15 protein-coding genes and 2 pseudogenes are annotated in these 19,259 nt (G+C 68.3%); 6 read left to right on the forward strand and 11 right to left on the reverse strand.

From position 1 onward, the window contains the following. The first annotated feature begins 31 nt into the window (after positions 1-31). The gene (gene gspD / locus PQ455_RS14740) at positions 32-2,056 is read left to right on the forward strand and encodes a type II secretion system secretin GspD (protein ID WP_273686856.1); all 2,025 of its coding nucleotides are present in this window, start codon (positions 32-34) and stop codon (positions 2,054-2,056) included. 110 nt (positions 2,057-2,166) lie between these two features. Here gspD and PQ455_RS14745 read toward each other — a convergent pair whose 3' ends face one another. From PQ455_RS14745 to PQ455_RS14760, 4 genes are read right to left on the reverse strand one after another with little or no spacing between them, the layout of a single operon-like run. Further along, complete coding sequence (locus tag PQ455_RS14745) at positions 2,167-2,601, reverse strand: hypothetical protein (protein WP_273686857.1); 435 nt, start codon at positions 2,599-2,601, stop codon at positions 2,167-2,169. Next, entirely contained in the window at positions 2,598-3,074 is a 477-nt protein-coding gene (locus PQ455_RS14750; protein WP_273686858.1) for a hypothetical protein, read from the reverse strand. The genes PQ455_RS14745 and PQ455_RS14750 overlap by 4 nt, the downstream gene beginning before the upstream one ends. Beyond that, positions 3,071-3,583: a hypothetical protein gene (locus PQ455_RS14755; protein WP_273686859.1), complete on the reverse strand. Its 513-nt coding sequence runs from the start codon at positions 3,581-3,583 to the stop codon at positions 3,071-3,073. Before PQ455_RS14755 ends, PQ455_RS14750 begins: the two co-directional genes overlap by 4 nt. Beyond that, entirely contained in the window at positions 3,580-4,338 is a 759-nt protein-coding gene (locus PQ455_RS14760; protein WP_273686860.1) for a prepilin peptidase, read from the reverse strand. The genes PQ455_RS14755 and PQ455_RS14760 overlap by 4 nt, the downstream gene beginning before the upstream one ends. A gap of 343 nt (positions 4,339-4,681) precedes the next feature. Here PQ455_RS14760 and PQ455_RS14765 point away from each other — a divergent pair, with 343 nt between their 5' ends. After that, positions 4,682-6,388 (forward strand): DUF1800 domain-containing protein, encoded by a 1,707-nt coding sequence (locus PQ455_RS14765; RefSeq protein WP_273686861.1) that lies wholly within the window; start codon positions 4,682-4,684, stop codon positions 6,386-6,388. Between the two features lie 3 nt (positions 6,389-6,391). After that, a complete protein-coding gene (locus tag PQ455_RS14770) occupies positions 6,392-7,780 on the forward strand; it encodes a DUF1501 domain-containing protein (RefSeq protein WP_273686862.1) in 1,389 nt (462 codons plus the stop codon). A 132-nt stretch (positions 7,781-7,912) separates the two neighbouring features. Here the strand turns inward: PQ455_RS14770 and PQ455_RS14775 are convergent, their stop codons facing one another. Continuing rightward, positions 7,913-9,838, reverse strand: coding sequence for a S9 family peptidase (locus tag PQ455_RS14775; RefSeq protein WP_273686863.1), 1,926 nt, complete (start codon positions 9,836-9,838; stop codon positions 7,913-7,915). A 109-nt stretch (positions 9,839-9,947) separates the two neighbouring features. On the opposite strand from PQ455_RS14775, the gene lnt reads away from it, so the two are divergent. Beyond that, positions 9,948-11,468, forward strand: a complete 1,521-nt coding sequence (gene lnt / locus PQ455_RS14780; RefSeq protein WP_273686864.1) for an apolipoprotein N-acyltransferase — start codon at positions 9,948-9,950, stop codon at positions 11,466-11,468. 104 nt (positions 11,469-11,572) lie between these two features. After that, a complete protein-coding gene (metK, locus tag PQ455_RS14785; RefSeq protein ID WP_273686865.1) occupies positions 11,573-12,772 on the forward strand; it encodes a methionine adenosyltransferase in 1,200 nt (399 codons plus the stop codon). A 168-nt stretch (positions 12,773-12,940) separates the two neighbouring features. Here the strand turns inward: metK and PQ455_RS14790 are convergent, their stop codons facing one another. Then, entirely contained in the window at positions 12,941-13,417 is a 477-nt protein-coding gene (locus tag PQ455_RS14790; RefSeq protein ID WP_273686867.1) for a Ros/MucR family transcriptional regulator, read from the reverse strand. A 424-nt stretch (positions 13,418-13,841) separates the two neighbouring features. On the opposite strand from PQ455_RS14790, the gene PQ455_RS14795 reads away from it, so the two are divergent. Further along, positions 13,842-14,027: a hypothetical protein gene (locus tag PQ455_RS14795; RefSeq protein ID WP_273686868.1), complete on the forward strand. Its 186-nt coding sequence runs from the start codon at positions 13,842-13,844 to the stop codon at positions 14,025-14,027. Here PQ455_RS14795 and PQ455_RS14800 read toward each other — a convergent pair. From PQ455_RS14800 to PQ455_RS14815, 5 genes and pseudogenes are all read right to left on the reverse strand, one after another. Further along, a complete protein-coding gene (locus PQ455_RS14800; RefSeq protein ID WP_273686869.1) occupies positions 14,015-15,016 on the reverse strand; it encodes an NAD-dependent epimerase/dehydratase family protein in 1,002 nt (333 codons plus the stop codon). The two genes, PQ455_RS14795 and PQ455_RS14800, sit on opposite strands and share 13 nt — an antisense overlap. Positions 15,017-15,035: 19 nt before the next feature. After that, positions 15,036-15,956 carry an AEC family transporter gene (locus PQ455_RS14805; RefSeq protein WP_273686870.1) on the reverse strand — a complete coding sequence of 307 codons (921 nt, stop codon included), beginning with the start codon at positions 15,954-15,956 and terminating at the stop codon, positions 15,036-15,038. 65 nt (positions 15,957-16,021) lie between these two features. Beyond that, complete coding sequence (locus PQ455_RS14810; RefSeq protein ID WP_273686871.1) at positions 16,022-16,672, reverse strand: glutathione S-transferase family protein; 651 nt, start codon at positions 16,670-16,672, stop codon at positions 16,022-16,024. A 364-nt stretch (positions 16,673-17,036) separates the two neighbouring features. Further along, positions 17,037-17,300 (reverse strand): annotated as a pseudogene (locus PQ455_RS21080) (flagellin); the annotation flags it as partial. Positions 17,301-17,609: 309 nt separating this feature from the next. Next, a pseudogene (locus tag PQ455_RS14815) lies at positions 17,610-18,944 on the reverse strand (flagellin N-terminal helical domain-containing protein); the annotation flags it as partial. Positions 18,945-19,259 lie beyond the last annotated feature (315 nt).

Below are 19,259 nucleotides of genomic sequence, written 5' to 3' on the forward strand. Positions count from 1 at the left end.
TCACCTCCTTATCGGTATCGCTGCCACGACGATGGCGCTCCAGCCTGTGATCGCGCAGGCGCCCGTCGCCGACGTCACGGTCAACATGCGCGGCGTGGAGATCGCCGACGTGGCCGAGCAGATTTCGCGCATCACCGGCCGCACCCTGATCCTCGATCCCGGCGTGAAGGGGCAGGTGACCGTCACCTCCGCCGAGCCGCTGTCGGTCAACGGCGTGTGGGAGCTGTTCCAGTCGGTGCTGCGCGTCCACGGCTTCGCGGCGGTCAAGAGCGGGCGGGCGTGGCGCGTCATCCCGCAGGCCAATGCGGTACGCGATTCGGGCACCGCCGGCGCACGCGGCGCGCAGGATTTCGTGACCCGGCTGATCCGCCTCCAGAACGTGCCCGCCGAACAGGCCGCACGCGTGTTCCGGCCGCTCGTCGCCAATTTCGGCAATATCGAATCGCTCGCCAGCCCGAACGCGATCGTCGTCACCGATTATGCCGACAATGTCCGCCGCATCGAATCGCTCGCCCGCTCGCTCGACGGCGGCAGCGGATCGAACGTCGAGAGCATCAGCTTGCGCTACGCCAGCGCGCGCGACGTGGCGACCGCGATCCAGGGCGTGCTGGGCGACGGCGCGGCGGGCGGCCCCCGCGTCAGCGCCGACGAGCGCAGCAACACCGTGCTGGTGCGCGGCGAACCGACGATGGTGGCGCAGGCCCGCCGCATCGCCGGCAACCTCGATCGCCCCGGCGGCGCCACCCCCATCACCCGCATGTTCCGCCTGAAGAATGGCGACGCGGAAGGCATCACCGCCGTGCTGCGCGGCGTGCTGGGTGAGGAGAGCGGCACCAGCAACCCGGTCGCCAGTTCGTTGCGCAGCGGCGGCAACCGCGGCCGGCTGGGATCGCGCAGCGGCATGACCAGCGGGATCGGCGGCAACAGCGGCTCCACCAGCGGCCTCGCCGGCGCGGTCGCCGCCGCGACGGGCGGCACGTCGAACATCGGCGGCGGCGGCGTGACCGACCTCACCGGCGGCGGATCGCAGGCCAATGCCGCGCCGCAGGGCTTCTCGACGCCCGACCTCACCGTCCAGCCCGCGCCTGAACTCAACGCCATCGTCGTGCGCGGCACGCCCGCCGCCATCGCCGGCATCGAGCCGCTCATCACCGATCTCGACGTGCGCCGCCCGCAGGTGCAGATCGAGGCCGCCATCGTCGAGATCACCGGCGACGATGCCGAGGCGCTCGGCATCCAACTCGGCCTCGGCGCCGCCGCGCTCACGGCGGGCGATGGCGCCGCCACCTCCTTCGGCCAGCTCGGCCTGCCGCTCAATTCGATCCTCGCCTCGCTGGGCGTGCCGGCCGCCGCCGCGATCCTGCCTGAAGGCGTCTCGGGCGCGCTGCGCATCACCGATCGCTTCAGCGTGCTGGTGCAGGCGCTCAGCCAGTCGACCAAGGCGAACCTGCTCTCCACGCCGAGCCTGACCACGCTCGACAATGAAGCGGCCGAGATCATCGTCGGCCAGAATGTGCCGTTCCGCACGGGCAGCTATACGTCCGACGGCAACATCACCAACCCCTTCACCACCATCGAGCGGCAGGATGTCGGCATCACGCTGCGCGTCGTCCCCCGCGTTCACGACGGCGACGTGGTGCGGCTGGAGGTGCAGCAGGAAGTGTCGTCGCTCACCAATGCGGTAACGGGCGCCGCCGATCTCATCACCAACCGCCGCTCCATCCAGACGACGGTGCTGGCCGACGATCGCCAGACGATCGTGCTGGGCGGCCTCATTTCCGATGACCGCCAGCTGGTGCGCAGCCAGGTGCCGGTGCTGGGCGACATTCCGGTGCTGGGCGAACTCTTCAAGGCGCGCCAGGAAAGCCACCAGAAGCGCACCCTCTTCATCTTCCTGCGCCCCACGATCCTGCGCGATCAGGCGGCGGCCGGTGCCGTAACCAAGACGCAGTACGATCGCCTGCGCGCGGACGAGGCGGGGTTGCGGCGGCGTGGCAGCATCCTGCTCAACCCGCCGGGGCCTAGGCTGACGGTGGAACTGCCGGGGATTTACTGAGCGATCCCGTGCTCCTGCGCAGGCAGGAGCCCAGGGCCACGATCGCTGCGCCCGGTAACCCTGGGCTCCTGCCTACGCAGGAGCACGGTGGTATTCGGGTCGCGGGCGGTTCACTCCCCCGCCGGCAATTCCACCCGCACCCGGCGATCGCCCTTCACGAACAGCGCGGCGCCCGCGCTCAGCGCCTCGATCCGCCATCCGTCGACACTCTCGCCGGGCGCCAAGGTCCGCGTGCCGCCCGAGGCCCGCCGCACCATCGCCACCGCCCGATCGGGCAGGCGGCCGACGATGCCGACCAGCGCGGGCGCATCGCCCGTGTCGGCGGTGTCCGCCTCCTCCGGCTCGGCGACATCTTCCGCTGCCCCGGCCATGAACAGGCTGCGCGCCATCGCGCGATCCAGCGCCGCCGCCGGCGACGGGCGGATCGGATCGGGGGCGATCGGCAGCGGGGCGGCGGCCGGAAGCGTGCGCAGGCCGATCAGCGCCACCGGCGTCGCCACCAGCAGCAGGCCGGCGGCCACCAGCGCGGGTGTCACCCGGATCATCGCCCCGCCCCCCACGGCATCGCCGCCTCGGCCTCCAGCCGCAGCGTCCCACCGCCGGTCAGCCGCCAGCGCGCGAAGCGGATCAGCGGCTGGCGGCTCTCGACCGCCTCGGCGAAGCGCAGCATCGCCCGCTCGTTGCCCGACAGCAGGAGGCGGGCGGTGGCGATCGACGGGGCCTGCGCCTCGGCCGGGCCGATCGCCTCGACCAGCAGCCCCTCTCGCACCGCGATCTCGCGCAGGGTGGCGGCGAGCAGCGCCTGCGCCTCGGCCTGCGACCGCACCGGCGCCGCCTCCCCCGCCGGCACGAGGTGCGGCACCGGCGGCGTGGCGTTGGCGGATATGTCGAGCAGGATCGCCTGCCGCGCCCGCGCCGCATCCAGATGCAGCAGCGCCGGACGCAGCAAGGCCAGCCCCAGCAGCGCCGCTATGATCGCGAGGCTCGCCGCCACCGCGCGCTTGCGCCCGCTCCTCATGGCTCGGGCGACGCCAGGATCACGCGCACGCCCTCCGATGCCGCGACGCCCTGCCCGGTCATCCGCAACGTCTCGAACAGGGGATCGCCGGCCAGCGCCGCGCGCAGCGCCTCGGGATCGGGGCAGTCGATCTCCAGCCGCAACCGCCCCTTGGCATCGACCGCCATCAGATGCACCCGCGCCGTCCCCGGCAGCACGGCGGCGAGGTGCTCGGCCACCGCGCCGATCGTCGGCCGGGTGAGCAAAGGCAGAGCCGCCTCCTGCACCGCCGCCGCCCGCGCCACGGCGGCATGGGCGGCGAGTTTCGGCGCGAGCGTGCGTTCGAGGCTCGCGTTGCGCCAGCGGCCGAGTTGCGCCTGCCCCTCGACCGCCAGCGCCGATACCAGCGGGATCGCCGCCAGCACGATCAGCGGCCCGGCGCGATCGGGAGCGGCGGGCAACCGCAGCCGCAACGGCCGCCGCAACCGCCGGGCGATCTGGCTGACGAGGCTCGGCGCGCGGCGCGTCATGAGAGCAACCACAGGGGCCAGGCCGCCAGCGCGAGGAAGGCGCCGAGCGGCAGCGCGTCGGTCGTGGCGACGGAGCGGCGCAGGATCATGCGCGCCAGAACGATCGCGATGCCGATCAGGCTGGCGGCCAGCAGCACGGCGGGCAGTTCGCGCCAGCCGAGCCACGCGCCGATCGCGCCGAACAATTTGGGGTCACCCCCGCCGATCCCCATCCGCCCACGCGTCCGCTGATAGAGCCAGGCGACGGCGGCCAGCAGCAGATAGCCCGCCACCGCGCCGATCGCCCGATCGGCCAGTGGCGGCCACAGCCCCGCCACGCCGCCCGCCAGCCCGAGTGCGCCGAGTGGCAGGGTCAGCCGGTCGGGCAGCCACAGAGCGATCAGGTCGAGCGCGAGCAGCGCCAGCAACATCCAGCCGAACAAAGCGCCGGCCAGCCCCTCCCACCCGGGAAAGCGCCACAAGGAGAGCGCGCCGATCGCGGCGGCGGTGGCCTCCATCAGCGGATGGCGCCCGTCGATCGCCGCCCCGCAGCGCCGGCACCGCCCGTGCAGGGCGAGGTAGCTGACCAAGGGCACCAGCTCGAACGCGCGCAACGCCCGGCCGCACCCGTCGCACGCCGATCGCCCATGGACGACCGAACGGCCGTCTGCCCAGCGCAGCACGAGTGTCGAAAGGAAACTGCCCGCGATCAGGCCGAGGCCGGCGCCGGCCAGCAGGCCCGGCAGAGCCATCGTCGAGACCGGCGGAGCAAGCATCGGCGGCCCCATCGCACAGCCCGCGCGCGCAGGCAAAGCCTTGAACCAAAGTGATTCGTTTTTCGCGCTCCGCCCCCTCACCGCACGCGGCGAAAACGCCCGCCAAGTTCACACGCCATGCGAACTATGGCCAAACCGCAACAGAGCGACACAAACGAAACCCACAGTAAAAGACAGCATTTGTACTTCATTAACCATATGCGTTATAAAAGATGCGGGGATAGCGGCACATCTTACCGACAGACAAGCGACGCAAACGACTTTGTTGCGTGGGCGTAATGTCCTGATTTCGAGTGCGTATCGATCCCGTTGTGGCGGGCTCTAGCCTGGGGTGAACATAGACATGACATCGTTTCGGCTGCGCGGTCTTTCCCGCGCGGTAATGGCGGCGGCCGGCGCATTGTCGCTGGCATCCTGTGGCGGCGGCGGCGGCGGCACCGGCGGCGCGACGACGGCGACCACGGCGGCGGCACCCGCGCCGGTCGTGATCTCCACGGCGGACGCGACGCGCCTCGCCAAGCAGGCGAGCTTCGGCCCGACCAAGGAACTGGTCGATCGCATCGTCTCGCTCGGCAGCGCCGAGGCGTGGCTGAACGAACAGTTCGCCGCGACCGACAGCAATTACACCGCGCTCAAGTCGCGCGCAGTCGCGGTCAACTATTGTTCGACCATGGCGAGCGCCGCGCAGAGCGCGTGCAACCGCGACTATATGTCCTCCACCCCGGTCGCGATGCGTTTCTATTCGCAGGCGATCGAGAATAAGGACCAGCTTCGCCAGCGCGTCGCCTGGGCCCTGTCCCAGCTGCTCGTGGCGTCCGCCGTCGAGGTCAATTCGACCGCCGGACAGGCCACGCTGAACCAGATCTTCCTCGACAATGCTTTCGGCAATTATCGCGACATCCTGCAACAGGTGACGCTCAACCCCTTCATGGGCAATTATCTGGACATGGCGAACAGCTCGAAGAGCGCGCCCAACCAGAATTACGCCCGCGAAGTGATGCAGCTGTTCTCGATGGGCGTGAACATCCTCAACGCGGATGGCACGGCACAGAAGGATTCGGCCGGCGCGACCATGCCGACCTACAGCGAGGACGACGTGCGCGGCGTCGCCAAGGCGCTGACGGGCTGGACCTATGCCCGGCTCAATGGCGCGGCGATCAGCGACAACAACCAGATCGACTATGCCAGCCCGATGATCGCGAACGCCGCGATCTACGACACGACCGCCAAGAGCTTCCTCGGCACCACCGTGCCGGCCAACGCCACGCAGGCGGACAGCGTGAAGGCCGTGCTCGACACGATCTTCGCCAACAGCTCGACCGCGCCCTATGTCTCGAAATTCCTGATCCAGCAGCTCGTCACCTCCAACCCCTCGGCCGCCTATGTCGGCCGGGTGTCGGCGGTGTTCGCCAACAATGGCTCCGGCGTGCGCGGCGACATGAAGGCGGTGGTGAAGGCCATCCTGCTCGATCCCGAAGCGCGCGGCAACGCCAAGACCGACGCAGCCGACGGCAAGCTGAAGGAGCCGGTGCTGCTCAACCTGTCGCTCGGCCGGCTGATCCTCACCAAGTCGGACGGCTATGCCTTCACCACGCGGGATAGCGGCCTCGGCCAGCGCCCCTTCAGCGCGCCCTCGGTGTTCAACTTCTACCCGCCCGATTATCCGCTGCCGCTGGGCGGTGGGCTCTTGAGCCCGCCCTCCAAGCTGATGACCGTCTCGACGGTGATGGCGCGCCACAATCTGGTCTACGACTGGACCGTATCGGGCGACACCCGCAGCGAATATGCCGCGCAGACCGGCATCGAGGGCTCGACCGGCTCGACCGTCGACTGGACGCCGTGGGAGGCGTTCGGCACCGACACGACCGCGCTCGTCAACCGCATCGACCTCTTGATGCTCAACAACACGATGAGCGGTGGCCAGCGCAGCGCGCTCGTCGCGGCGATCGAAGCGGTCAAGAATGCCGATGCGACCGTGCAGGCCCGGCGCCGCGCGCAGGTGGCGCTCTACATCGTCGGCTCCTCTCCTCAATTCCAGGTGGATCGTTAAGCCATGTGTGTTTCGCGACGCGATTTCCTGCGCCTCGGCGGCGCGGCGGCGGCCTTCGCGGCCACCAACACCCTGTTCCAGACCGCCTCGCTGGCGGCCGCCAACGGCTCCTACCGGGCGATGGTCGGCGTGTTCCTGTTCGGCGGCGCCGACAATTGGAACATGATCGTGCCGACCGACACGCGCTATGCGGCCTATGCCGCCAATCGCGGATCGACCCTGGCGCTGCCGCAGGCTTCGCTCACCCCTCTCGCGGGCCAGCCCTTCGGCCTCCACCCCAGCTTTGCCCCGCTGGCGACGGCGTGGAACGAGGGTGCGCTGTCGGCGGTGCTGAACGTCGGCTCGCTCCACCAGCCGCTGACCAAGGCGCAATATCAGGCGAGCAGCACCGCGCGCCCGCTCAACCTGATGAGCCATTCGGACCAGCAGGCGCAATGGCAGGGCCTGCGCACCCGCGAGACCAACAGCGACGGCTATATGGGCCGGATGAACGATCGCGAGGCGATCCTCGCCGTTCCCAATTTGATGTCGATCGCCGGCGCCAATCTCGCGCTGATCGGCCGCTCGTCCTCGCCGCTCATCCTGCCGTCCGCCGGCACGATCTCGCGCAACGGCTATAACGCGGCCTCCACGGACGCGGCGGTGATCGCGCGCCAGTCGGCGCTGGCGGCCTTCGGGGACGGCTCCGGCATGGGCACCGCGACCGACCTGTCGGCCAAGGCGATGGGATCGGCCTATAATCAGGCCGCGACCGCCAACACCATCATCGGCGCGACCACCTCGTCAGTCGATCAATATTTCAGGAACCCGACGACGGGCGCCGCGCTCACCAGCGACGTTTCGCGCCAGCTGCTCCGCGTCGCCCGCATGATCGAGGCGCGCGGCACGCTCGGCCATGGCCGCCAGACCTTCTTCGTCAGCCAGGGCGGCTACGACAATCACAGCGATCAGGTGTCGGGCAACAACACCACCGGCACGCAGGCCAATCTCTACGCCGATCTCGCGATGGCGCTGGCGGGCTTCTACGCCGCCATGAAGTCGCTGGGGATGCAGGAGAATGTGACGGCGTTCACCATGTCGGACTTCGGCCGCACCTTCAAGGTGAACGCCTCGCGCGGCACCGATCATGCGTGGGGCAACAACCACCTCGTCCTCGGCGGCGCGGTGAAGGACCGGACGCTGTTCGGCGCCTATCCCGACGTGACGCTCGGCGGCACGCAGGACATCGACAGCGCCGCCCTCGGCCGCTGGATCCCGACGACCGCGATGGACGAATATATCGGCGCGATCGCGAGCTGGTACGGCGTGGCGGCGAGCGACATGCCCTATGTCTTTCCCAACTGGGCGACATGGACGTCGGGCGGGCGCGGCCCGATCGGGCTGTTCGGGTAAATTGAAAATCCTCCCCTGCAAGGGGAGGTGGCATGTCGCAGACATGACGGAGGGGTATCGCGCTATCGAGAGCGGGACACCCCTCCACCACCGCCTTCGGCGGCGGTCCCCCTCCCCTTGCAGGGGAGGATTTTATTTCCTCACATACTGATCCAGAAACTTCAGATACGCCTCCTGCGCCGTCACGCGGTTCTTGCGGCTCTGGAAGCCGTGGCCCTCGTCGGGAAACACTACATATTCCACCGGCACCTTGTTGGCGCGGACGGCGGCGACCAGTTCGTCGCTCTCCACCTGCAACACGCGCGGGTCGTTCTTGCCCTGAATCACCAGCAGCGGCTTGGTGATCCTAGCCGCGTGGAACAGCGGCGAGATCGCGTGGTGGCGCACGCCATCGGTGGCCGGATCGCCCATTTCGTCGAACAGGGCGATGCGCTCGGCGCCCCACCACGGCGGGATCGATTTCAGGGTGCGCTCCCAATTGGTCACGCCGAAGATGTCTACGCCCGCCGCGAACGCATCGGGATGAAAGGTGAGCGCCGCAGCGGTCATGTAGCCGCCGTAGGAGCCGCCCATCACCGCCACCTTGTCCTTGGCCACCCACGGCTGCGAGCGGAACCAGGCCCCACCCGCCACGATATCGCGCAGGTCGGCCTCGCCATGATGGCGATCGTCCATGTGGAAGAAGGTCTTGCCGTAGCCGCTCGACCCGCGATTGTTGGCCGCCAGCACGGCATAGCCATGGTTGACGAGATGCTGGATCGAGGCGCTGTAGCCGCGCCGGCTCTGCCCGCCGGGGCCGCCGTGGACATAGACGATCGCCGGCACCGGATGCGTCACCGACGCGCCCTTCGGCTTGTAGAGGATGCCCGGCACCTGCACCCCGCCCTCGCCCGCGTAGCGAACCACCGTGGCCTCGACGAGATCACTCTCGGCGATGGCCGGGTTGAGCGCATGGGTCAGCCGCCTGGCCTTGCCGGTCGCCACGTCGGCCACGAAGATGTCCGACGGCGACGTGTCCGACGCGACGGTGAAGGCCAGCATCGTCTCGTCGGCGTTGAAGCGCGGCGCGCCCAGATCGCCGGCGGGAATCCCGGTCAGCTTGAGCGGCTGGCCGGTCTTGGTGTCGACGATCGTCAGCATCGACGAGGCATCGGCGTTCAGCGCCGACAGGCGGTAGCGGCCCTTGGGCGAATAGAAAGTGTAGACCACGTCCCAGTCGCCGCGCGTCAGTTCCTTCTTGGCGCCGGAGGCGATGTCATAGGCGATGCCGCGCGCGAACTCGCCATCCTCGTCGCTCAGGATGATGAGGCCCTTGGAGTCTGGCGTGAAGTCCGACACGTTATAGGAGACGTCGCCCTTGTGCGGGGTCATCAGCTTCGGCGCGCCGCCCGAAAGGCTGGCGACATAGACGTCCGAATTCTTGCTGGAGAGCGACTTCACCAGCGCCACGGTCGTCCCGTCCGGCGACACGCCGGAGACGCGGAAGCCGCCGTCGTTCTGGAAGACGAGCTTCGGCGCCAAGGTCGCGACATCATAAGCGTAGAGATCGAACGCCTTGGGATCGCGCGCATTGCTGGTCAGGTAGAAGGTCTTGCCGTCCGCCGCCCAGCCGGCGAAATCCGCCTTCAGTTTCTCGCCCGGCGTCAGATCCTTGAGCGTGCCGTCGGCGTCGCGAACATAGATGTGGTTCAGTTCGTTGCCGCCGCCGTCATGCGTCACCAGCACGCGATCGTCATTCGGGAAGGCGCTGACCGCATAGGTCGCGTCGGTGGTGGAGGCCGTCAGCGGCTTCGGCGCGCCGCCCGCCAGCGGCAGGGCATAAGCGTTGAACGTGCCGGTCTGATCGGACGAGATCAGCAGCGACTTGCCGTCATGGCTGAAGGCATCCGCCGCGAAGCCGCCGATACGGTAATTCCTGGTCTCCAGGAATTGGGCCGCCGTATAGGTCTTCACCGGCGCGGTCGCGGCGATCGCCGCCTGCGGCACCATAATGCCCCCGCCCGTCGCCGCCAGCACCAAAGCCAGGGCCGCCCCCGACACCATCGAAGTCGCGCGCATCGAATCTCTCCTCTGTCTGCCGTCGCCGACTGAACGCGATTCCGCCGGTGGACGCAAATTGTTGCTGGTCGGCGTGACGCCGCCACAAATCGCGCCTAAGCCGCGCGCCATGACGCCGTTCGCCGCCGCATTCCTCCTCGGCCTCGTCTCCGCGCTCGGCTTCGCGCCGGTCGGTGCCTGGCCGGCCACCATCATCTGCTTCGCCCTCTGGGCCTTTCTGCTCGGCGCCGCGCGGGACGTGCGCGGCGCGCTGAAGCTCGGCTGGGCTTTCGGCGTCGGCCATTTCCTGATCGGGCTCAACTGGATCGCGGAGGCCTTCACCTATCAGGCGGCGATGCCGGGCTGGCTCGGCTGGGTCGCGGTGCTGCTGCTGTCGCTGTTTCTCGCCATCTACCCTGCCATCGCCGCCGGCATCGCCTGGCGCTACGGGCGCGGCGGCGGCCATCGCTTCGCGCTGATGCTGGGCGCCGCCTGGACGTTCGGCGAATGGCTGCGCGCCACCTTGTTCACCGGCTTCGCGTGGAACCCGGTCGCCGCCATCTGGGCGGGCACGCCGATCGCCTTTCCCGCGCGGCTGATCGGCACCTATGGCCTGTCGGGCCTCACCGTGGCCGCCGCCGCGATGCTGTGGCCGCTGGGGATGATGCTGCGCGCGGCGGGCAAGGGCCGCAAGCTGCCGCCCGGCCGCTTCGCCACCACGCTCGCCCCCTACGCCATCGCCTTCGCGCTCATCCTGTCGCTGCGCGGCCCGCCCCTACCCGCCGACCCGCGCGCGCCTTTGCTCCACATCGTCCAGCCCAATATCGGGCAGGAGGACAAGTGGGACGAGGCCTCGGCCCCGCGCAATTACGCGCGTCTGGCGGGTCTGACGGGCGAGCCCGGCACGCTGCCCCGGCTGATCCTGTGGCCCGAAGTCGCCGTGCCCGATTTCCTCGAGGAAGACGCGCTCGCCCGCATCCGCATCGCCGATCTGATGGGGCCGCGCGATCTGCTCCTCACCGGCGCGCAGTCGCTCCACTACGCGCCCGACGGCACGATCCTGTCGGCCGGCAACAGCGCCTTCGGCATGACATCGGGCGCGCGGCTGATCGGCAAGTACGATAAGTCGCACCTCGTGCCGTTCGGCGAATATCTGCCGATGCGGCCGGTGCTGTCGGCGCTCGGCCTGTCGCGCCTCGCCCCCGGCGACATCGATTTCCGCCCCGGCCCCGGCGCGCGCAGCTTCGCTTTGCCCGGCATCGGGCTGGTCGGCACGCAGATCTGCTACGAGATCATCTTCTCGGGCCACGTCGTCGATCCCGATCGCCGCCCGCGCTTCCTCTACAATCCCTCCAACGATGCGTGGTTCGGCCGCTTCGGCCCGCCGCAGCATCTGGCGCAGGCGCAGTTGCGCGCGGTGGAGGAAGGGCTGCCGATCGTGCGCGCCACGCCCACCGGCATCTCCGCCGTGATCGACGCCGATGGCGAGGTGATGGCATCCCTGCCCTGGCACGAGGCCGGCGCGATCGACGCCCGCCTGCCCCCCGCGCGCAAGCCGACGCCCTTCTCGCAGGGGCACAACTGGCTGGCGCTCGGCTTCGCCGCGCTGATGGCGGCGCTCGCGATTGCCACGGGTCGGCGAGCCCGCTAAAGGCACATATAAGGACATAAGAAATACTTTATGTCCGTATTCGGCAAGGTGTGTCAGGGATGCCTTACCGATATCGGGATCAGCGTTCAGGGATTCGATCAGCTATGCGCAGCAATTATCTCTTCACCTCCGAGAGCGTCTCCGAGGGGCATCCGGACAAGGTTGCCGACCAGATCAGCGACACCGTCGTCGATCTGTTCCTCTCGAAAGACCCGGAGGCGCGCATCGCCTGCGAGACGCTGACCACCACCAACATGGTCGTGCTGGCCGGCGAAATCCGCTGCAAGGGCGTCTATGAGGATGGCGCCTGGGCCGAAGGCGCGCTCCAGGAGATCGAGGATGCGGTGCGCAACACCGTGCGCGAGATCGGCTACGAGCAGTCGGGCTTCCACTGGCAGACCTTCACCTTCTCGAACAACCTGCACGCCCAGTCGGCCCATATCGCGATGGGCGTCGACGAGAGCGGCAACAAGGACGAAGGCGCCGGCGACCAGGGCATCATGTTCGGTTACGCGACCGACGAGACGCCCGGCCTGATGCCCGCCACGCTCTATTACAGCCACAAGATCCTCGAGCGGATGGCCGCCGACCGCCATTCGGGCGCGGCGCCCTTCCTGGAGCCCGACGCCAAGAGCCAGGTGACCCTGGCCTATGAGAATGAGAAGCCGGTGCGCGCCACCGCGCTCGTCGTCTCGACCCAGCATGGCGCCGATTATTCCAACGAGGCCGGCCAGGCCAAGGTGCGCGACTACGTCAAGGGCGTGTTCGCCGAGATCCTGCCGGACGGCTGGCTGCCGTCGGACGACAAGATCTACGTCAACCCGACCGGCCTGTTCGAGATCGGCGGCCCCGATGGCGACGCCGGCGTCACCGGCCGCAAGATCATCGTCGACACCTACGGCGGCGCGGCGCCGCACGGCGGCGGCGCCTTCTCGGGCAAGGATCCCACCAAGGTCGATCGCTCGGCGGCCTATGTCGCGCGCTACCTCGCCAAGAATGTCGTCGCCGCCGGCCTGGCCACGCGCTGCACGATCCAGCTGAGCTACGCGATCGGCATCGCCGAGCCGCTGTCGGTCTATGTCGACACGCACGGCACCGGCACCGTGCCCGAAGCCACGCTGGAGGAGGTTCTGCCGAAGCTGGTGCGCCTGACTCCCAAGGGCATCCGCCAGCACCTCGGCCTCAACAAGCCGATCTACAAGAAGACCGCCGCCTACGGCCACTTCGGCCGCGATGCCGAGGGTGAGTATTTCCCGTGGGAGCGCACCGACCTGGTCGAGAAGCTCAAGGCCGCCGTCGCCTAATTCGGCATTGCGGGCGTCCAGCGAAGCAATCCAGCCTCTCCACCGGGACTGGATTGCTTCGGTGCTCCGCACCTCGCAACGACGATTTTCGATCTCTTCACGCCAAAGAAAAGGGCGCCGCTCCATCACTGGAACGGCGCCCTTTTTCTTGGCGCTTGATCGGGAGGATCAGGCCTCCGGGGTCGCCTTGCGGCGGCCACGGCGCTTCGGCGCCTCGACGGCGGCGTCCTCGACGACCGGATCGGCGGCGCGCTTGCGGCCGAGGCCGATCGAATGGGCCAGCTCGCGGCGCTTGGCGGCATAGTTCGGCGCGACCATCGGATAATCGGCCGGCAGGTTCCACTTGGCGCGATAATCTTCCGGCGACATGCCGTAATTGGTGCGCAGGTAGCGCTTCAGCATGGTCAGCTTCTTACCGTCCTCCAGGCAGACGATATAGTCGGGCTTGACCGACGAGCGGACCGGAACGGCCGGCTTCAACTCGACCGCCGTCTCGATCGGCGTGGTGCCGAGCGACTGGAGCGAGGCGAAGACCTTCTCGATCAGCTGCGGCACGTCGCTTACGGACACGCTGTTGTTGGAAACATGGGCCGCGACGATGTCGGCGGTAAGCGTCAGAAGATCGGAGCCGGTCTGCTCGGTCATTGGGGGGGTGCCTCCCGGTTGGAATGAAGGATGCGCCGCCGTTAGCCCGAAAATCTGTTCCGTAAAAGCATCAATTTCTTGTTGGCCACCAGATGGACCGAAATAAACAGGATTTCACCGCATCGTTTGCCATCGAACTGATTTGGCACTTTGGGAACTGGCGGAAAAAATGCCGAAATTCTCGGCGCAAGACCTGTCCGAGCCAGAGACGAAAGAGGAATCAAAACCCAAGTTAACCATTTTCATCAACCAGATTCGAAAACTGGCGAGTTTCGTATCGACGGGCTTGCCGCACCGTCCGGGATTGGCCTTTCGGACGAGAAACTGGTATAGGGACTCGCATCGCCGCCGAGGGGGATCAACCGAAGCATGCGACGACGGGACGCCGCGTAAAAGGCGCCCGCTTCATGCCGGGAGAGCCGTCATGACCTTAACCGCAGACCGTGATTATTACTTACGACGCGCGCAGGAATGTCGTGACAAGGCCAGCGCCGCCCAGGATCCCGCCGTGCGATCGGTGCACCACGACATGGCGTTGCGCTACGAGGCCGCCGCCTTCAGCGACGAGCCGCCACCGCTCTTCCCCAGCCGCTCGGCTCACGCCGTATAGGTGCGATACCAGTCAACGAAGCGCGGGATGCCGACAGCGATCGGCGTGGTCGGCGCATAGCCCGTGTCGCGCTGGATCGCGGAGATATCCGCATAGGTCGCGGGCACGTCGCCCGGCTGCATCGGGCGATAATCCTTGATCGCCTCGCGCCCGCACGCCCGCTCGATCATGGCGATGAAGTCGCCCAATTCCTCGGCGCGGTTGTTGCCGATATTGTAGAGCCGGTGCGGCGCGCGGCTGCCCCCGGCCTTTTCCGCGCCATCGTCGGCCGGCGGATGGTCCAGCGCGGCGACGATCCCGGCGACGATGTCGTCGATATAGGTGAAGTCGCGCCGCATCTTCCCCTCGTTGAACACCCTGATCGGCTCGCCCTTCAGGATGGCGGCTGTGAACAGCCACGGCGCCATGTCGGGCCGCCCCCACGGGCCATAGACCGTGAAGAAGCGCAGCCCCGTCTGCGGCAGGCGGTAGAGATGCGCGTAGGTCTCGCTCATCAATTCGTCCGATCGCTTGGTCGCGGCATAGAGCGAGACGGGATTGTCGACCCGGTCCTCCACCCGGAACGGCAAGGAGGCATTCGCGCCATAGACCGACGAGGAGGAGGCATAGACCAGATGCCGCACCTTCAACGCGCGCCCCACTTCCAGCAGATTGACGTGGCCGACGAGGTTCGAGCGCACATAGGCGCGCGGATTTTCGAGCGAGTAGCGCACCCCCGCCTGCGCGCCGAGATGGACGATCCGGTCGATCACCTCGCCCGCCAGCGCCGCCTCCAGCGCGGCCTCGTCGGCGAAATCGAGCTGGTGGAAGGCGAAGGCGTCGGCGGCCTCGGGCAGTTCCCGAATCCACGCCAGCCGGTCATGCTTCAGCCGCACCGGATAATAAGCGTCGAGGCTGTCCACGCCGACCACCCGTTCGCCGCGCGCCAGCAGGTGGCGGCAGACATGCGCGCCGATGAACCCCGCCGCACCCGTCACCACTATCGCCACGCCCGCCTCCCTGTCCGTCTCACCCGGTCAACGCGACCAGCGCCGATACCGTTGCCGCCGAAATGAGCGTGCTGACGAGGATCACGCGCGCGATCACGGCGGCATCCCGGCGGTAGAGCGCCGCGACCATGAAGGGGCCGGTGCCGGTGGGCAAGGCCGCCAGCAGGATCGCGGCCGTGCCCCAGGGCTGCGGCACGGCGAGCAGCCAGACGAGCAGCAGCGTCACCAGCGGCTGCACGACCAGCTTCAGCAGCACCAAAGGCGCCACCCGCGCGGTCGCCCCGCCGGCCGGCGTGAAGGCCAGGAACAGCCCGATCGTGACCAGCGCCACCGGCGAGGCCGCCCGCCCCAGCAGGCTCGCCAGATCGTGCAGCGGCACAGGCAGCGCGATCCCGGTCAGCGCCCAGACGCCGCCCAGCACCGGCGCGAACACCAGCGGGTTGAGCGCCAGCCCGCGCAGCACGCCGAGCGCGGCATGGCCGAGCCCGCGCTCGCGATGCAGTTCATATTCCACCAGCATGATCGTCAGGGCGAACAGGGCGCAGACGGTGAGCAGGGAGGCGATCACCGCCGCCGCCAGCCCCGCCGCGCCGAACAGCGCCTGCGCGATCGGGATGCCCATGAAGGCGGTGTTGGGATAGGCAGCCGCAAGCGCCTCGATGCTCGCCTCGCCCAGCCCCTGCCGCCGCGCGAGAAGCAGCGTGGCGCCGAACACCAGCACCATGCCGCCGCCCAGCGCCAGCACGAAATGGGGGTGCCACAGCGACCGCCAGTCCGCCTCGGCGACGAACTGGAACATCAGCACCGGCAGCGCGAGTTTTACCACGAAGCCGTTCAGGCCGTCGACCGCCGTGGCAGGCAAAATCCCCCGTTTGCCCGCCGCCCAGCCGATCAGGATCAGCGCGAAGACGGGAAAGACGGTGCCGAGAGCGAGGATCATTCCGGCCCCGTGCAAGATGGGGCCGGCGATCGCAAGTGCGGTATCGGTGGGCGCGGTTGCGCCGCTCAGCCGCCCGACGCGGCGACGAAGACCGCCAGTTGCGCCGCGAAGGCGCGCTGGAACGCCGGCCGCGCCTCGCCCCGCGCGACATAGGCGGTAAGCGCGGGATAGCCGTTCAGGAAACCCGAGGGGCCGAGCCTGCGCAGCACGTTGATGACCAGCAGGTCGCCCGCGCTGAACGCGTCGTCGAGCCATTCGCCCTCGCCCAGCCGCGCCGCCAGCGCGTCCAGCTTGCGGCCCAGCCGTTGGTCGAGCATCGCCTGCCGCGCCGCGAACCAGCTCTCGTCCTTCTCGAACAGCATCGCCATGCTGCGCTCGACGATCGGCGGCTCGATCGTGGCGACCGCCGCGAACATCCAGGCGATCGCCCGCGCCCGCGCATCGCCATCCTGCGGCAGCAGCCCGCCATGCCGCTCGGCGATATGCAGGATGATCGCGCCGGATTCGAACAGCGCCAGCCCGCTTTCCTCATAGGTCGGGATCTGGCCGAACGGCTGTATCGCCAGATGCGCCGGCTGCTTCATCGTCTCGAAGGTGACGAGCCGCACGTCATAGGGCTGGCCCACTTCCTCCAGCGCCCAGCGCACCCCCATGTCGCGCGCCAGGCCCCGGCCCCGATCGGGCGATGTCTCGAATGCGGTGATGGTGATGGTCATGGCCGACACTCCTTTGCGGCGCGAGGATGATCCCGTTCACCCCCGTTTGGCAACATTGTAGAAACATCTCTCCTACAGGTGCCCGTTCGTGCGAGCGTCGCGGTCATGGCCCCCCTGCCAGCCCGTCGCGCCGCTATCCCCGCCTCCGGGATCCGCCGGGAAGCGCGTCGGGGGGTGACGTGCCGTCAACTTCGTCAACTTCCGCGAGTCGTTCGGCGCGGCCGCCTTTCCCCCAAAACCGCAAACCCCCGACACCCTTTGCAGGATGCCGGGGGTCTCGTTCGCCCGTCGGGAAGGGCCTCTTATAAGACCCCGATCCGATCGAAGCTGCTATCGGTGGACCGGGGCCGCACCTTTTGCAGTGTTAGCCGAGCAGCTTCAGCACACCCTGCGCGCTCTGGTTCGCCTGGGCGAGCATCGCGGTCGCGGCCTGCGACAGGATCTGCGCCTTGGCGAGGTTCGTGGTTTCCGACGAGAAGTCGGCATCCTCGATCCGCGAGCGGGCATCGGTCAGGTTGGTCGACGCGGTGGTCAGGTTGTTGACCGTGACGTCGAGGCGGTTCTGCACCGCACCGAGATCGCCACGGGTCGCCGAAACCGTATCCAGCGCCTTGTCGATCACCGCCAGCGCGGCGTTGGCCGAGTCTTGGCTCAGGATGCTGATGCCGTTGCCGACGCTGTCCTTCGTGCCGCCCTGGGCGGTGAGGCCAACGGCGGTCAGATCGGCGGCCGCACCTTCGACGCGGACCGACGAACCGCTTTCGGCGGTCAGCTTCAGCGTGCCGCGAGCGGTGCCCAGCGCGCCGGCCGAGGCCGAGGCGGTCGAGGCCATGCCCGTGAACGTGCTGGTCGTGTCGGCCAGGACGATGTCACGACCCGAGGTCGAGGTGAGGACCAGCTTGCCGGTCTTCTCGTCGGCCGAGGCGACGACGCCCGTGTCCGTGGTCTTGGCGTTGATCGCGGTGACGGCGGCCGAAACCGAGCCGGTCGCGCCGGACAGATCGACTTCGACACCGTTGATCGACGTGCCGGTGGCCGCGCCATTGGCGAGGTTCAGGCTGACGTAGGTCTTGGTCTCGGCGGTGGCGGTGACGCCCGACTTGCCCGAGACGGCGTTGATCGAGGCGGCCTTGGCGGCGGCCGAGCCGTCCGACGAGGCACCGACGGCGACGCCGTTGATCTTCAGGTCGCTGGTGGTCGACAGCGCGGTCGAGGTGACGCTGGTGCCCGAGAAGCTCTTGCCGTCGGTGGCGTTCAGGCCGAGCGAGGTGAAGTCGGCGGCAACGCCGGTCGAACCCGCCTCGACGGTGATCGGATCACCCGAGTTGGACTTGAGCGACACGAAGCCCTGCACCGCGGTCGCGCTCTCGGTGAAGCCCGCCTTGGCGCCGGCCGAAACCGTGATCGCCGTGCCGGTGTCGTTGGACAGCGTGATCGTCTTGTCGGCGTTCAGCTTGGCGACGACACCACCGACATCGCGGTTGATGTTCGAGACCAGGTCCTCGACGCTGCCGGCGGCACCCACCGTCACGCCGTTGATGACCACGTCGCCGCTGGCGAAGGACGACTGGGTCGGCTTCGAGCTGGTGATCGAGTTGGACGCCGTCGCCGTCACGCCGGTGTTGGCGCTGTTGGCGTTGATCGCGGCGGCCAGCGCCTTGGCGGTGTCGGTGGAGGCGGTGAAGTTGGAGGCCAGCGCGTCCTTGCCGTTGATCTTGATGTCGGTCGTGGCGACGGCGTTGGTCGTGCCGACGCGGCCCGAGGTCAGCACGCCGGCGGCGGCGCCGCCGTCGAGGCCGAGCGACTTGGTCGACACGTCGGCCATCGTCACCGAGATCTGGTCGCCGGCGTTCACGCCGGTCTGCAGCTTGATGTTCTTGGACGAACCGTCGAGCAGCTTCAGGCCGTTGAAATTGGTCGTCTTGGAAATGTTGTCCACCTCGCCGAGGAGCTGGTTCATTTCGGCCTGGAGGCTCTGGCGATCCGTGGTGGACAGCGTGCCCGTGCCGGCCTGGACCGACAGTTCTTTCATGCGCTGCAGCATGTTGGTGACCTGGCCGAGCGCGCCTTCCGCCGTCTGCGCCATCGAGATGCCGTCGTTGGCGTTGCGGATGGCGACGGCGAGGCCCTTGACCTGGCTCGTCATGCGGCTGGAGATGGCGAGGCCGGCGGCGTCGTCCTTGGCGGAGTTGATGCGCTTGCCGGTGGACAGGCGCTCCATGGCGGTCTGCAGCGAGCTGCTGGCAGCGGCGCTGCCATTCTGCGCGCGCATCGCGGCGATGTTGGTGTTGATGACAGTCACGATAGTTCCTTTCCCGTCGAACGAGGCAGCCGGACTGCGAGAGTCGTTCCTGCCACGATCCGGGTAACGACCCTGTGCCGGGGAACTTTAACCGTGATTGTGAGGGATAATTTTCGGGCGGTGCCGGGCGGGCCGGCAAATATCCACGCGCCCCGCACGGGGGCACGCCCCCGCACACCACCCGCGTACGTGGCCCGCGCGATTCCTTTAAGACCTTCTTAGTTAATTCAGGGGTAACTGTGTTGCAGACGGGAGCGGCGACGGGCCGTTCCGAAACGACAGGAC

The sequence above is a fragment of the Sphingomonas naphthae genome (assembly GCF_028607085.1).
Taxonomy (GTDB): Bacteria; Pseudomonadota; Alphaproteobacteria; order Sphingomonadales; family Sphingomonadaceae; genus Sphingomonas_Q; species Sphingomonas_Q naphthae.

Bases quoted from the DNA above. Each gene is read 5' to 3' on its own strand.
- gspD (WP_273686856.1), top strand. From the start codon at position 32: ATGGCGCTCCAGCCTGTGATCGCGCAGGCGCCCGTCGCCGACGTCACG.
- PQ455_RS14745 (WP_273686857.1), bottom strand. From the start codon at position 2,601: ATGATCCGGGTGACACCCGCGCTGGTGGCCGCCGGCCTGCTGCTGGTG.
- PQ455_RS14750 (WP_273686858.1), bottom strand. From the start codon at position 3,074: ATGAGGAGCGGGCGCAAGCGCGCGGTGGCGGCGAGCCTCGCGATCATA.
- PQ455_RS14755 (WP_273686859.1), bottom strand. From the start codon at position 3,583: ATGACGCGCCGCGCGCCGAGCCTCGTCAGCCAGATCGCCCGGCGGTTG.
- PQ455_RS14760 (WP_273686860.1), bottom strand. From the start codon at position 4,338: ATGCTTGCTCCGCCGGTCTCGACGATGGCTCTGCCGGGCCTGCTGGCC.
- PQ455_RS14765 (WP_273686861.1), top strand. From the start codon at position 4,682: ATGACATCGTTTCGGCTGCGCGGTCTTTCCCGCGCGGTAATGGCGGCG.
- PQ455_RS14770 (WP_273686862.1), top strand. From the start codon at position 6,392: ATGTGTGTTTCGCGACGCGATTTCCTGCGCCTCGGCGGCGCGGCGGCG.
- PQ455_RS14775 (WP_273686863.1), bottom strand. From the start codon at position 9,838: ATGCGCGCGACTTCGATGGTGTCGGGGGCGGCCCTGGCTTTGGTGCTG.
- lnt (WP_273686864.1), top strand. From the start codon at position 9,948: ATGACGCCGTTCGCCGCCGCATTCCTCCTCGGCCTCGTCTCCGCGCTC.
- metK (WP_273686865.1), top strand. From the start codon at position 11,573: ATGCGCAGCAATTATCTCTTCACCTCCGAGAGCGTCTCCGAGGGGCAT.
- PQ455_RS14790 (WP_273686867.1), bottom strand. From the start codon at position 13,417: ATGACCGAGCAGACCGGCTCCGATCTTCTGACGCTTACCGCCGACATC.
- PQ455_RS14795 (WP_273686868.1), top strand. From the start codon at position 13,842: ATGACCTTAACCGCAGACCGTGATTATTACTTACGACGCGCGCAGGAA.
- PQ455_RS14805 (WP_273686870.1), bottom strand. From the start codon at position 15,956: ATGATCCTCGCTCTCGGCACCGTCTTTCCCGTCTTCGCGCTGATCCTG.
- PQ455_RS14810 (WP_273686871.1), bottom strand. From the start codon at position 16,672: ATGACCATCACCATCACCGCATTCGAGACATCGCCCGATCGGGGCCGG.